The organism is Paraburkholderia sp. USG1 (assembly GCF_031570135.1).
In the GTDB taxonomy this organism is placed as follows: Bacteria; Pseudomonadota; Gammaproteobacteria; order Burkholderiales; family Burkholderiaceae; genus Paraburkholderia; species Paraburkholderia dioscoreae.
The window spans coordinates 19,557-33,445 of the sequence record NZ_JAMWXW010000005.1 but is presented as its reverse complement, the minus strand read 5'-3'; the positions used below and the strand labels follow the sequence as shown (position 1 = coordinate 33,445).

The window sequence follows — 13,889 nt, the reverse complement described above, 5'->3', positions numbered from 1 at the left end:
GTCAACCGCCGCCAGCGGACGCCTCGTGCTCCGATTGGTGACGACGATAGAGTTCGAGCGTGAGCGCCTGCCCGTCGTGCGATAGAAATGTCGCGGCCCCTTCGGCGGAACCTTCAGCGGACTCGGCAACACGGGCGAACATCGATGCCTCGTATTCCATCACGGCGTCGTCCCAAGGCGAGTCCGAAGCCAGCAATCGCGCAAGTTCGGCCGCGTCGAACATGGCGTTATTCACTCCTTCTCCACCGAAGGGTGACATGACATGCGCCGCATCACCGATCAGCGTAAGACCTTTTCGATGCGTCCAGCAGTGCCCTACAGGCAGGGCATAGATCGGCCGTATTGCAAAATGCTCGTTACTGGCCCGAAACAGATCGAGGATGTTGTCGGCAAATCCCGAGTACTCGCGTATCAGCCCTTCGCGGACGGCATTCGGCGATGTGAAATCGAAGCGACGCTCCACCCAGCCAGGCGGAACGCGTAAGATCGCATAGCCGCGAAAGTGCGAGTTGGCATTGCGCTGCACGATGAGTGCCTTGCCGTCGCCTTCCACGCTCATCTTGCCGCGTCCGACCAGTCGCGCCAGCGCCGGATGGGAGCGGTCGACGTCGTCGATACCGAATTCGACGAAACAAAGGCCGCTGTACTGAGGCTTGTATGGCGACAAGAGTGGCCGCACGCGCGACCAGGTACCGTCGGCGCCGACCACAAGATCGAAGGGCCCTTCAAGGCTGTCGTCAAATGCCAGCGTCCAGCGCCCGTCGCCATTGTCGCGAACCTCGCGCAGTTGCCGGTTCCATTGAACCACGCCGTCAGGCAGTGCATCGAGCAGCATGGTGCGCAAAGCCGTCCGGTCGACTTCGGGCCGATTGCCGCTGGCCGCATCCCGCTCCTCGAACAGTAACTGTCCACGCTCGTCCAGCAAACGCGTACCTTGATCCTCATAACGGGCGATAGCCTGGAACGCATCCGTCAACCCGGCGCGTTGCACCGCCAGCAGGCCGGATTCTTCATGCAGGTCCAACGTACCACCCTGCGGCCGTTCGAGCGAATGCGCCTCCCGCTCGAATACCGTGACGGCCATGCCGTGAAGATGAAGAATACGGGCGAGCGTCAGTCCGCCGGGACCACCGCCGACAATGGCAATCTTCGGGCTTGCGTTCATCGGAGAATCCATTAAGATAGGTACCTATTCAATATATATAGGCACCTATTTAGATGTCAAGTGAATCACAAATCGAAGACCCGGCTCGCCCCATGCGGCTAATCGGTCAAGTGTCCCGGGCATTTGCGAGATTGGTCGACGCGCCGCTGCGTCAGTTGGGATTCGCGATCGGCCAGTTGCCCGTTCTGGTCACGCTGAAAAAGGCCGGCGCCTTGTCCCAGGCAGAATTGGCACGCATGGCGCAGGTTGAGCAGTCCAGCATGGCCCAACTCCTGAATCGCATGGAACGTGACAACCTGGTCAGGCGCGTGCCTGATCCGGCCGATGGGCGCAGCCGGCTGATCTCGTTGACTGCGCGCGCGTCCAGACAGATGCCCAATGGCAAACTGATAATGGACGAAGTCTGCGAAACGGCCTTGACGGGCTTTACCAGCGAAGAGCGATCGCAGCTGGTGAGTTTGTTGCTGAGGATCGACGCAAATCTGGAACAGGCGCTAGCGGATAGGGACAGTGGCTGATAGCGTGCTGACCGATATGGCCTGGCGCGGCGGGAGGGGTCTGTTCATCTTCACCGACGCTTGATACGCAGCATCTCACCCCAATGCCGCCCCGGCGTCCGGGACTGCACGCAGAGTCCGCAAACGGCGCGACCTGTGCGGCGGTCCGTCAACAGCGGATTTCCCGCTCCCCAGATACGCATCCCGCAGGGTATCGAGTTCCAGCAGCGTTCGCGCATTGCCTTGCGCGACTACCCGGCCACTCTCGAGCACGTACCCGGATTGGGCATAGCGCAGCGCAATCGCCGCGTTCTGCTCGGCCAATAAGAAGCTCACGCCATCGTCCCGATTGAGGGCCGCCACGATCTCGAAGATCTCTTCAACGATTTGCGGAGCGAGTCCCATAGACGGCTCATCGAGCAGGACCAGCGCAGGCCGCGCCATCAACGCGCGGCCAATCGCGACCATCTGCTGTTCTCCGCCGGACGTATAGCCCGCAAGCGTCCTGCGACGCTCCTTGAGCCGCGGAAAAATCCCGTAGATGCGCTTGAGGTCCGCCTCGAGGTCAGCCCGTCCTGGCCGCCGTACGAAAGCGCCCAGCCGCAGATTCTCCTCGACGGACAGATGCGCAAAACAACGCCGCCCCTCCAATACCTGCACGAGCCCGCGCCCGGCGAGCGTCCACGGGTCGGCGTCGGTAATCGCATCGCCACGATACGCGATACGGCCAGAGGTCAGCTCGCCTCGCTCGGCACGTATCAGGCTCGAGATAGCCTTCAGCGTAGTGGTCTTGCCGGCGCCATTGCCGCCCAGCAACGCGACAATGGCGCCGGCCGGCACCGTCAGAGAAACACCGCGCAAGGCCGCAATGAGCTGGCCATACGTCACGGCGATTTCTTCGACCTGCAGAATCGGGGCGGCACTCATGCTCAGATATCCTTGCTGCAATCGCGCGGCGTAATGCCTTTTTCCCTGGCGTACGCATTGGCCGACTTCTCGATGATCGGACGCAGCAGCGCACGATCTGCCTGAACCCAACCGCTAATGACTTTCCACTGCTGGCCGTCCCATTGCTGGAAGCGTACGGCGCCGCCGCCTTCGTGATCGGCGCACGAGAGTTTCAACGGCTGAACCAGCCCGTACGCACCCAGTTGCCTGAGACGCGCGTCGTCGAGATTCAGATGCTCGAAGCCCCAGCGTACCTGTTCGCCGGTGAGCGGTTTGTTGCCGAACTTTGCCTGTGCCACGCGCAACGCCTCGACATTCAGAATACCGTTGACCACGCCGAGGTTGTAGTACACCGTCCCGAAGCGCGCGGGGTCTTTCAGGTTGCCGTTCCCCGGTTTGATCACATACTGATTGATGGCCTGAATGACGGGGAAGTCGGTACCTGAAGGATGCGTCGTGATCGAAATGAAGCCTTTTGCGGCGTCGCCTGCCGGCCGCGCGTCTTCTTCCGAATTGCTCCAGATATTGCCGATAATGTGATTGGCAGGAAAGCCCACTTTTTGCGCCGATTTCAACGCGACCGGATTCATCACCCCCCAGCCGCGCAGAATCACCCAGTCCGGATTGATCCGGTGAATGGTGAGCCACTGCGAACCTTGCTCGTTACCCGGATGCGGCACTTCGATCTGCGTGAGTTCGAAGCCGTACTTTTTGGCGAGTGCATCCAGCACGGGAATCGTCTCACGGCCGTACGGCGAGCCGTGGTAGAGCACCACGATCTTCTTGCCCTTGAGCTGATTCAACCCGCCCGATTGCTGGCCGATGTAATTGACGATCGCGGAGACTTCGCTGTACGGATTGAGTTGCAGCGGAAAGACATACGGAAAGACCGCGCCGTCGGTGGAATCCGTGCGGCCGTGGTTGATCGTGATGAGCGGAATCTTATCGGCAGTCGACCGGTCGAGCGTCGCATACGCAATACCGACCGACAGCGGATTGGTCGCCGCCGCGGGTGCGCCGTTCAGCCCGCTCTTGAGCCGTTCATAGCATTCCACTCCTTTTTCCACGACGTATTCGGTTTCGCATTCGCTCCAGGTCAGCTTCACGCCATTGACACCGCCATCGCGCTTATTGATGAGGTTCATATAGTCGATGAAGCCGCCAAAGAACCCGCTGCCGCCCGCCGCATACGGGCCGACGCGGTAGCTTTGCAGCGGGAAGTATTCCTCGCCCGCAGCCTGAGCGGTGGATAAGAATGCAGCGGTGAGCGCAAGCGTCAGGCTCGCGGCAGCCGCCACGCGCGACACCGTCCCGCGCCTTTTGAAGGAGTCGATGAAATTCATGCTGTGTGGACCTTGAATGGTTAAGCGGTGATTTGAAAAGCGACGAGAGAAATGAGTGCTATGCGCGCAGCGGCCAGTCACGCAGACGATTACGCACGGTCTGGACCAGTCTTGCGAGTCCGTCCGGCTCCTTGATCAGAAAAACGATAATCAGCGTGCCGAACAGGATCTTCTGCAGGTTCTGCAACTGGCCGGCTTCGATACCGACGGTAGCGAGCGCGCCGGCCGCGTTCGAGAGAAGAATAGGGAGCAGGACGATGAAGGCCGCGCCCAGAAAATTCCCGCCGATGCTGCTCATGCCGCCAATGATGATGATGAACAGAACCTGAAACGACAGGTTGAGATCGAAACCGTGCGGCTCGACCGTGCCCAGATAAGCGAATGCCCAAAGCGCGCCCGCAATGCCGGTCACGAACGAACTCAATGCGAATGCGAGCAGCTTGGTCCGGCCGATGGGAATGCCGATCACGCGCGCGGCAGTGTCCATGTCGCGCACGGCCATCCAGCGCCGGCCCAGTTCGCTACGCACGAGACGGGCTGCCAGAATGAACAGCACAGAGGTGACGCCCAGCACGAACAGGTATCGCGCGGCGGGCGTATCGATCTTCCAGCCGAACGCAGTCAGGCGCGGCGCGCTGAGTACGCCCGAGGTATCGTCGTTGGAAAACCAGCTCACCCGCGTAAAGATCCACTCGACAAAGAACTGCGCGGCCAGAGTCGAGACAATCAGATAAAAGCCCTTGATCCGCAGACTCGGCAAGCCGAACAGCGCACCGACAACGGCCGAAATCAGGCCGCCAAGCAGTAGATCGACGGCCAGCGGCAAGGCCGGCACTCGCACCAGAAGGTTGTAGGTCGCGTACGCGCCGACCGACATGAAGGCAGCGGAGCCGAGTGAGAGTTGTCCCGCATAGCCGGTGACGAGGTTCAGACCCAGTCCCGCCAGTGAGAGCACGAGAAACGGAATCAGAATCGCGTTGAGCCAGTAGTCGTTGCCGAATACCGGCACGACAACGAAAGCGATCAGCACGAGAACCGCAGCAAGCCAGACCTTCAGCAGCGGCCGTTGCTGTGGGTACGGTTTAAACGTGCGCGGAGCGCTCAGCGTAGTGTCAGGAGATGACATAAGCGGCCTCACACGCGTTCGACGGCGGGTTCGCCGAATAGACCGACCGGCCGCGCAAGCAGGAAAAGCATGGCGAGCAGATAAGGAAACCAGTTTTCTATGCCGCCGCCGAGCAGGCTGCCCACATACACCTCGGCGAGCTTCTCCGACGCGCCGATCAGCAGACCGCCCACAATCGCCCCGCCGATCGACGAAAACCCGCCGATGATCAACACCGGCAGCGCCTTCAGCACGACCAGCGACAGCGAGAACTGCACGCCGAGCCGCGCGCCCCACAGCAGCCCCGCCACGAGGCTGACGAAGCCCGCCAGCGCCCAGACGATCGCCCAGACACGCGGCAGCCGTACGCCGATGGCCAGTGCCGCAAGTGGGTCGTCGGCGACCGCGCGCAGCGACAACCCGAGCCGCGTACGGTTGGTCAATAGCGAAAGGCCGATCACCAGCACGCCGGCGGTGGCCGCGGCAAAGATGTCGAACTGACTGATCATGATGCCGCCGACGTTCAGCGGCTTGTCGTCGATGCCCAGATCCAGTCCGTGCACCTGCGCGCCCCAGAACAGCTGCGCGGCACCTTCGAGAATGAAGCTCAGACCCAGGGTCGCCATGAACAGAACGATGGGCGGCCGGCTGACCAGCGGGCGCAGTACGAGACGGCCGATCAGCAAGGCAATCAGCACGAGCGCGCCGAGGGTCACGCCGAACGCGAGCACCGGCTTGACATGCCGCTCGACCAGGCTCACGTAGGTGAGCGCGCCGAACAGCACCATCGACCCCTGCGCGAAATTGAACACGCCGGACGCTTTATAGATCAGCACGAAACCGATCGCGACCATCGAATACATCACGCCCGCCAGCAAACCACCTACGAGCACTTCGAGGAAAAATCCCATAATCTCCAGTCTCTCAATGACGGGTGCCGAGATAGGCGGCGAGCACGTCCGGGTTGCTGCGGACCTCGGCGGGTGCGCCGTCGGCGATCTTCTTGCCGTAGTCGAGCACGACCACGTGATCCGACAGACCCATGACCACGCCGATGTCGTGCTCGATCAGCACCACGGTCACGCCGAATTGCGTGTTGGCGTCGAGCACGTAGCCGGCTATGACGTGCTTTTCGTCGGCATTCATACCGGCCATCGGCTCGTCGAGCAGCAGCAGACGCGGCTCGGCGGCGAGGGCACGAGCCAGTTCAACGCGCTTCTGCACACCGTAAGGCAGCGTGCCGACAGTGGTGTGCCGATAACGCTGCAAGTCGAGCGCGTCGATCACCACCTCGGCATAGCTGCGTTGCACCGTTTCGTCGCTGCGCGCGCGGCCTACGTTCAAGGTCTGTTCGAGCCACGTGCTGCGCCGGTGCAGATTGCGGCCGGTGAGCACGTTGTCCAGGACGCTCATACGGCGAAACAGCGCGATGTTCTGGAACGTGCGCGCAATACCGCTATGCGCGGCGTGATACGGATTCATCCGCCGATAGGCGTGGCCGTCGAAATGCACGCTGCCGCGCTGCGGCTGATAGACCCCGTTGATGACATTGAGCAGCGAGCTTTTGCCCGCGCCGTTCGGGCCGATCAATGCGCAGATTTCACCCGCGCGCACCGCGAAGCTGATATCGGTGATCGCGTTCACGCCTTTGAAAGACAGCGAGATGTGATCGAGCGATAACAGCGCGTTGGAAGACGTAGTCATGGAATGTTCAGTCATGCATCAATACGCCGGTTGTTCCGCCGCGCCGTCCGCCGCGTGGCGCTGGTGTGCCGGTGCTTCACGCCGATGCTCGATGCGCCGCCACTCGCCGGTATCGGGCCACGCGCGCACGTCCACACGTAATGCGGCGAATAGCGCGGCGGTCGTCCCGTCGAGCGGCGGCCCGATGACGAGCGCCGCATGCGTGCGCGAAAAGCCGATTACTTCACGCAACGGCCGGCTGATGAACCACCACGTCAAGACGCGCAAAAGCGGGCCGCCCTGCCTGCGCTGCGCCCGGTTGATGAGGCGCCGCCGCCAGGAGCGTGCGCCCGGCAAACGGTCGTCGACGAGTTGAGCCACCCGCGCGTAGGTTTCGCGTGTGCCGGCCACCAGCGTCGGCGCAAGTTCGCGGCGATCGTTGTCGCGGGTCGCGAGCGACTCCGGAAAATTCAGGCGAAAGCCGCTCAGCAGCCAGGGCGCGATCAGGTAGCGCGCCTGAGAGGCAGCGGCGAATGCGCGTGCGGCAAACGCTTCGTCGTCCGCGCCCAGTTTCTCCGTGCCGACGAGCCGCTGCGCTTCCTGTGCCAGCGTCGCATGGGACAGACGCTGCGCGACGAGTTGCCGGTCAGCGTCGAGACGCACGAACGCGAAGGCGTCGTCGTGAGGTTGGGCAACGGAAGCGAAGCCGCCTTCATGCGGGATCGCCAGTGTGCGATAGTCGGTCACGGCGGGATGCGGGTGTGGCGTCAGATTGCGCGGGTTGGCGTCGATCACTCGCAAGCCTTCGTGCGCCAGCAAACGATCCACCTGGGTGTCGTCTTCGGCGAACACGAAGCGTGGGGCAAGATGCGTGAGAACGGCGCGCAACGCCTCATCGGAGAGGTGCGGGTCGAGCGGTATCGCCACGCCGCCGTTCCACTGCGCCGCGAGCGACAACAGCAACGCCTCCTCGCGCGGATGACTGACGAACAGCAGCGCGTCGCCCGCCGCAAAACCGCGTTGTGCGAGACCGGCTGCCAGCTGTTCGACCGCCGTAGCCACCTCGTGCCACGACAACGCGTGCCATGCGCCCAGCCGTTTATGGCGCAAGGCGACGGCATGCGGCCGGTGCTGCGCCTGATGGCGCAGCCAGTCCGGTAGCGTCGACGGCTGTGGGTTCGCCATGATCAGGCGGCTCTCGCCTGCTGCTTGCGTTCGAGCTCGCGCACCAGCGGCAGGACCCGTTTGCCGAAGTACTCCACTTCTTCGATGAAATGAAGGAAGCCGGTCAGCACGAGATCCACGCCCACCGATTTCAATTCGACGATACGCTCGGCGATCTGCTGCGGCGTACCGATGAGATTGGTGCGGAAGCCGTCGTTGTATTGCACGAGGTCTTCGAAACTCGACCTGGCCCAATTGCCTTCACCTTCCGGCGATGCCTGGCCCGCCTGCTTGACGGCGTCGCCGAACGCATGCACGGCTTCGACGTGCGCGTGCCTGATGATGTCGGCGAGTACCGCCTGGGCTTCTTCTTCGGTATCGCGCGCGATCACGAACGCGTTCACGCCAATGCGCACCTTGTGATTGTTTTTGGTCGCCTTGGCCTGGATGTCGTCGATCTGGGTTTTCAGGTTCTCCGGAGTATTGCCGTTGGTGAAGTACCAGTCGGACACGCTGGCGGCGTTATCGCGCGCGGCACGTGAACTGCCGCCCTGGAAGATCTCCGGATGAGGCTTCTGGATCGGCTTGGGACTCAGCGTGTAATCGTTGAAGCGATAGAAGTCGCCCTTGAACGTGAAGTTGTCCTGCGTCCAGATGCCTTTGAGCGCCTGAATGAATTCTTTTGAACGGCGATAGCGTTCATCGTGTTCGAGCCACGGCTCGCCGATCGCCGTGAACTCTCCCTTGAACCAGCCGCTTACCACGTTGATCGCAATGCGGCCATTTGAAATATGGTCGATCGTGGCCAGTTGTTTGGCGACAACAGCGGGGTGCCACGGGCCCGGCAAAATCGCCGCCAGGACTTTGAGTCTGGTCGTTGCGTGCAACAGGGCCTGACTGAACGAAACCGACTCATGCTGAAATTCGGCACCGTAGCCGGCAGTGAAACGGATCTGGCTCAGCGCGTATTCGAACCCGGCCTGTTCAGCGGTCTGCGCGAGTTTCTCGTTGTACTCGAGACTCCAGTCGGTGCGCTGTTCGATCGTGCTGACGACAAGGCCGCCGCTGACATTGGGCACCCAGTAGGCGAACTTGACGGCGTCGTCGTGAGAGTGGTTCTGGCTCATGGTGGTCCTGATGATTGAGTGAAGGGTTTATGCAGCCCCTGTTGCGGCTCGCGGAAACGAAGCGGGCAGGCGGCCCGCGTGCAGCCACGGCAGCGCGCGCGACACCGCCAGTTGAATGCGCTCCTCCAGTGCAGGATTGGAAATCGCATAGCCGCTGAAATCGGCCTCGGACGCATACACGCCGATCGGCAGCGTGCGTGCCTGAAAGAAGCTGAACAGCGGACGTAACTGATGATCGATGACGAGCGCGTGACGATCGCTGCCGCCGGTTGCCGCGAGCAGAACCGGCACATCGAACAGCGCCTCGTGATGCACGAGATCGAACAGATGCTTGAAAAGTCCCATATACGACGCCCGATAGACCGGGCTCGCCGCGATCAGCAAGTCGGCCGATTCAATCGCCTCGATGTGTGCTTCGACGTCAGCCGGGACGTGCGCGCGACGAACCGCGCCGGCGAGACCCGGCGCAATCTCACCGAGCTCGATGAGGTGCGTGTCGACTGGCACCGCGTCGCCGAGTGCGGCGAGCACACGTTCGACCACCACCAGAGTGCGTGACGGCCGCTGCAATCCACCGGAGACCGCGACCACTTTCAATCTGTTGCTCATTCGAACAATCCTTTCAATCGATAGCGAATTAATCGGGACTGCAGCCTGTTTAGCGAAGACCATGCCATCCGGTTTTTCGCGGACGCACGCTGCCCGGGACGAGCAGGCCGATTTAACCGGATTGCGCGCCAAACCAAAGGGCATAACCGTTTGAGAATGTTGGCCGGCCGCATATCGCGATGGCATGGAACCATTGCAGCCTGACGTATGAAGCTGGTGAAGCAATATGGCCTCAGCGCTGCTGCTGGAGCAGCAGCGCCGGGTGTCGAATACACGCATGCAGGTGTTCAGTATTCCGACATGTATGCCTCCCCGAGTAGCTCCATGCCGGAATGCTGATGCAGAGGCAGCATCCATAACGACGCTGCTGCGTAATCAGCAATTCGACTTTGGTTACCACAACAAAATGCATCCGAAGTTGCGGCAGATCGTCAGAATACGTCTCTCAGGAAGCAACTCTGAGCGACGCCGTTCCACATCCATCGGCCGACACATGATGGTCCACGCCCGCCAGCAGCACAGCGAGTGTCTTTATCCCTATGAATTCGACCTACCTACTGCCGGACGCCCCGGCATCCCTGCTATCGGGCACAGAGACAGCCCCGATGACTGAAACACCGCTGCGGATCGCGCAGCGGCTCGCGGTGTCGTTTGCCACGACGGCCGCCGAGCGCGACGCGCAGGGCGGAACACCGAAAGCCGAACGCGACGCACTGCGCGCCAGCGGTCTGCTCGCCATGAGCATTCCCGTAGCGCACGGCGGTCTCGGTGCGAACTGGCGGCAGACTCTGGACGTGATACGCACGCTTGGCCGTGCCGACAGTTCGCTCGGCCACGTCTTCGGCTTTCATCATCTGATGCTGGCGACCGTGCGGCTGTTCGGCTCGCCGCCGCAGTGGCGCGCGTGGTTCGAGCAGACTGCCCGCCATCAATGGTTCTGGGGGAACGCGCTAAATCCGCTCGATGAACGGGCCGTCAGCCACTCGTACGCGGATTGGCGGGAGTTCACTGGACAGAAGAGCTTCTGCTCCGGCGCGCTCGATTCCGAAATGCTGATCGCGTCCGCGCGGGACGCCGGGACAGGAACGTTGCTGGTCGCGGCAGTACCGACCGGGCGCACAGGTATCTCTGTCGCGGAGGACTGGAATAACATCGGTCAGCGGCAAACGGATAGCGGCACGGTGACGCTGGAAAAAGTGCGAGTGGAGAATCACGAGATTCTGACCGACCCTGGGCCATTGTCGACGCCGTTTGCGTGCCTGCGTCCGTTGCTCGCGCAATTGATCCTGACGAATATCTATCTCAGCATCGGCGAAAGCGCATTCAACGATGCCCGCCACTACACATTGCATGAGGCGCGTCCGTGGCATGCGTCCGGCGTGCAAACCACTTCAGCGGATCCTTATATTCTCGGCCAGTACGGTGAGTTCTGGGCGGGCCTCGAAGCGGCGCGATTATTGACCGACCGCGCCGCCGATCGCTTCGACGCCGCGTGGAGCGAGCAGGATGCGCTGACCGATGCCGAGCGCGGCGAAGTCGCATTGGCGGTCGCCACGGCCAAAGTCGCCGCCACTGAAATCGGGCTCCATATCTGTACCCGCATGTTCGACGTAGCCGGCGCGCGCGCGACGCATGGCGCACTGAGGCTGGACCGCCACTGGCGAAACTTGCGCACCCATACGCTCCACGACCCCCTCGCCTACAAGCTTAGAGAAATCGGCGAATGGGCCCTGACGCAACGATATCCGACGCCGAGCTTCTACTCATGAACTATTCACTCAATCACGGGATAACGGACAGGCCAACCGTAGTGCGAACCGATGCGCCGCCGTTGCTGACCATGCCCGACAAGCGTGCGCTGACCACCTCCATTCGCGCCACGGCACAGGTCTTCTCGGACCCGCAATCGCTGGCACTGCTCGAACGGATTCGCATGGTGGCGCCGAGCGACGCCAACGTGCTCGTGATCGGCGAAACCGGTACCGGCAAGGAACTGGTTGCGCGCCACGTGCATAACCTCAGTGCCCGCAAGGACGGGCCGTTCGTGGCGGTCAACTGCGGCGCGTTTTCCGAGTCGCTGGTGGAAAGCGAATTGTTCGGCCACGAGAAAGGTGCGTTCACCGGCGCGTTCTGCGCGAAACCCGGCTGGTTCGAAGCGGCCAACGGCGGCACGCTGTTTCTGGACGAAATCGGCGATCTGCCGCTCTCGATGCAGGTCAAACTGCTGCGCGTGCTGCAGGAGCGGGAGATCGTGCGGCTCGGCTCACGCAGGAGCATTCCGATCGACGTACGCGTTCTGGCCGCCACCAATGTGCATCTTCAGGACGCGGTGGCGGCGGGACATTTCCGGGAGGACCTGTTCTATCGCCTGAACGTCGTGCATCTGGCGGTGCCTACGTTGCGCGACCGGCCCGGCGATATCTTGCCGCTCGCCCGGTATTTCATAGAAGAGTACCGGAACCGCCTGGGCTACGGCCCTGTCGGCATCGAACCGCGCGCCGAGCGCAAGCTGCTCGCGCATAGCTGGCCCGGCAACATTCGCGAGCTTGAAAACGTCATCCATTACGCGTTATTGGTGTGCCGCAGCGATTCGCTCGGCGAGGGCGATCTGCAGATCTCGTCCTTCGGAACGCATGCGCCGCGACGCACAGCCAGCGAGCCGGTTTCGACTACACCGCTTGAAGGATTGGAGGAGGCGTTGCGTCATCTTTTCGGTAACGCGGAAGGCAACCTGTTCGAACAGATCGAAGATACCGTCATGCGTGTGGCGTTCGACTTCTGCTACCGGAATCAGATTCAGGCGGCACGACTGCTGGGCATCAGCCGCAACGTGCTGCGGGCACGCCTGATTCGCGCCAAACAGATTTCGGCGCAGAAATAGGCGCAATTGCATCTGGCGGGGCCGATACGTCATTTTCTGCACCGTTGAACCGATAAGCGAGCCGACCGTAAGACCGGCCCACATGACACTGCGTGCTAACCGCGAAACCGGATCAGATCACACTGCTCTGCTGTTGCCGATCTGCCAGACGAAGGGCGGCTCCTTGCCATTGATTTCCCAGTCACCAATGATCCGTTCCTTGTAGATAAGCGGATTGTGCGATGCCGCTGTGCGTGCGTTCCGCCAGTGCCGGTCCAATAGTTTGCTTTCGCTGACGCCCGACGCGCCGAGCGCATTGAACAGATCGGTCGTCGCCTGAAGAATCAGACCTGCCACAGCCACCTGCGCCTTTGCGGATTCTATTTCGGCCGCCACGTTTGCAGCCTGTTCGGCCTCACGGTCCGCGCCGAAGCGGGCTTCGTACGCTCTTTGCGACGGCTCTGCCGCGCGCACTGCCGCAGCCTCCGCAGCGTACACGCGCGCCGCGATCTGCCCCACCACCTGCTGAACCTGAACGTCTTCGCTAACGCGTGGCGCGTTGCCGTGGCTATAGATCCGGGTGCGATTGCGCACCTCACGCGAGATGTCACGCAATGCCGCGCGTCCCGTACCCGCGATCACGGCGATCAGTACGAATTGATAGAACGCCGTCTGGTATTTGAAGCGCGTAGAGAAGTCGATGATGTTCTCTTCTTCGACCACGGCGTTTTCAAACACGGAGGTCCCGCTTCCGGTGGTACGTTGGCCAAATCCGTCCCAATCGTCGCTTTGTTTGACGCCGGCCTGATGCGTATTCACTGCGGCGATGACATCCGCGCCGTTGTCGTCGCGCTGCGCGTATACGTCGATCCAGTCGGCAAAGATGCTCCCCGTGCTGTAATACTTGGTTCCGTTGACGACCCATTGGTTGCCGCGGCGCGAGACGCGCGTGATGACGTCGCCTATCTTGACTTCGCCGACTTCGGTCCACGCATTGCCGACTATTTCACCCGCTACGAAGCGCTGGAGCCATTTGTCCCGCGCCGCGCCGGGCGCGGCATTAATCCTGTCCTCGACGAAAGCGAAATGGCCGCGCAACGCCTGCGGCAGACTCGAGTCGGCCTCGGCCAGTTCGATCAGTAGCTGCACGAGTTGCGGAAGCGTCGCGCCGGCGCCGCCGTACTCGATCGGTACTCTGACCGCGCCGAAGCCGGCAGCCTTCAGCCAGGCAATCTGCTCGTGCGGCAATGCGAGAGTGCGTTCGCGTTCGAGCGCGCCTTCTGCAATCCGGTTGAAGATGGGGCGGAATCTGGCGGCCAGCTGTTCATAGTCGGTACCGCGTGAAAGTGGCGATGTTTCGTGTTGGTTTCGTGCTGTCATGCGCCAGC

13 protein-coding genes are annotated in these 13,889 nt (G+C 61.9%); 3 read left to right on the top strand and 10 right to left on the bottom strand.

Going from position 1 to position 13,889, the window contains the following annotated elements; translation table 11 throughout:
- Position 1 precedes the first annotated feature (1 nt).
- Positions 2-1,165 (bottom strand): NAD(P)/FAD-dependent oxidoreductase, encoded by a 1,164-nt coding sequence (locus NE850_RS08270; protein ID WP_007178332.1) that lies wholly within the window; start codon positions 1,163-1,165, stop codon positions 2-4.
- Between the two features lie 53 nt (positions 1,166-1,218).
- On the opposite strand from NE850_RS08270, the gene NE850_RS08265 reads away from it, so the two are divergent.
- Positions 1,219-1,683 (top strand): MarR family winged helix-turn-helix transcriptional regulator, encoded by a 465-nt coding sequence (locus NE850_RS08265; protein WP_007178333.1) that lies wholly within the window; start codon positions 1,219-1,221, stop codon positions 1,681-1,683.
- Between the two features lie 75 nt (positions 1,684-1,758).
- Here NE850_RS08265 and NE850_RS08260 read toward each other — a convergent pair whose 3' ends face one another.
- Genes NE850_RS08260 through msuE form a run of 8 tightly spaced genes read right to left on the bottom strand, consistent with a single transcriptional unit; the run spans position 1,759 to position 9,641 of the window.
- Positions 1,759-2,589 (bottom strand): ABC transporter ATP-binding protein, encoded by an 831-nt coding sequence (locus NE850_RS08260; RefSeq protein ID WP_310698633.1) that lies wholly within the window; start codon positions 2,587-2,589, stop codon positions 1,759-1,761.
- 2 nt (positions 2,590-2,591) lie between these two features.
- Positions 2,592-3,953: an ABC transporter substrate-binding protein gene (locus NE850_RS08255; RefSeq protein ID WP_007178335.1), complete on the bottom strand. Its 1,362-nt coding sequence runs from the start codon at positions 3,951-3,953 to the stop codon at positions 2,592-2,594.
- Between the two features lie 58 nt (positions 3,954-4,011).
- Positions 4,012-5,079 (bottom strand): branched-chain amino acid ABC transporter permease, encoded by a 1,068-nt coding sequence (locus tag NE850_RS08250; RefSeq protein WP_007178336.1) that lies wholly within the window; start codon positions 5,077-5,079, stop codon positions 4,012-4,014.
- A gap of 8 nt (positions 5,080-5,087) precedes the next feature.
- A complete protein-coding gene (locus NE850_RS08245; protein ID WP_007178337.1) occupies positions 5,088-5,969 on the bottom strand; it encodes a branched-chain amino acid ABC transporter permease in 882 nt (293 codons plus the stop codon).
- Between the two features lie 13 nt (positions 5,970-5,982).
- The gene (locus tag NE850_RS08240; RefSeq protein ID WP_310698632.1) at positions 5,983-6,762 is read right to left on the bottom strand and encodes an ABC transporter ATP-binding protein; all 780 of its coding nucleotides are present in this window, start codon (positions 6,760-6,762) and stop codon (positions 5,983-5,985) included.
- A gap of 18 nt (positions 6,763-6,780) precedes the next feature.
- Positions 6,781-7,926, bottom strand: a complete 1,146-nt coding sequence (locus NE850_RS08235) for an AMP-binding protein (protein WP_007178339.1) — start codon at positions 7,924-7,926, stop codon at positions 6,781-6,783.
- 2 nt (positions 7,927-7,928) lie between these two features.
- Positions 7,929-9,032 carry a dimethylsulfone monooxygenase SfnG gene (gene sfnG / locus NE850_RS08230; RefSeq protein ID WP_007178340.1) on the bottom strand — a complete coding sequence of 368 codons (1,104 nt, stop codon included), beginning with the start codon at positions 9,030-9,032 and terminating at the stop codon, positions 7,929-7,931.
- A gap of 27 nt (positions 9,033-9,059) precedes the next feature.
- Positions 9,060-9,641 carry an FMN reductase gene (gene msuE, locus NE850_RS08225; protein ID WP_007178341.1) on the bottom strand — a complete coding sequence of 194 codons (582 nt, stop codon included), beginning with the start codon at positions 9,639-9,641 and terminating at the stop codon, positions 9,060-9,062.
- Between the two features lie 605 nt (positions 9,642-10,246).
- Here msuE and NE850_RS08220 point away from each other — a divergent pair.
- Both NE850_RS08220 and NE850_RS08215 read left to right on the top strand, forming a co-directional pair.
- Complete coding sequence (locus tag NE850_RS08220) at positions 10,247-11,410, top strand: acyl-CoA dehydrogenase family protein (protein WP_165189375.1); 1,164 nt, start codon at positions 10,247-10,249, stop codon at positions 11,408-11,410.
- A complete protein-coding gene (locus tag NE850_RS08215; protein WP_157187726.1) occupies positions 11,407-12,522 on the top strand; it encodes a sigma-54-dependent Fis family transcriptional regulator in 1,116 nt (371 codons plus the stop codon). Before NE850_RS08220 ends, NE850_RS08215 begins: the two co-directional genes overlap by 4 nt.
- Before the next feature lie 117 nt (positions 12,523-12,639).
- On the opposite strand, the gene NE850_RS08210 is transcribed toward NE850_RS08215, so the two are convergent.
- A complete protein-coding gene (locus NE850_RS08210) occupies positions 12,640-13,881 on the bottom strand; it encodes an acyl-CoA dehydrogenase family protein (protein WP_007178344.1) in 1,242 nt (413 codons plus the stop codon).
- Positions 13,882-13,889: the final 8 nt, after the last annotated feature.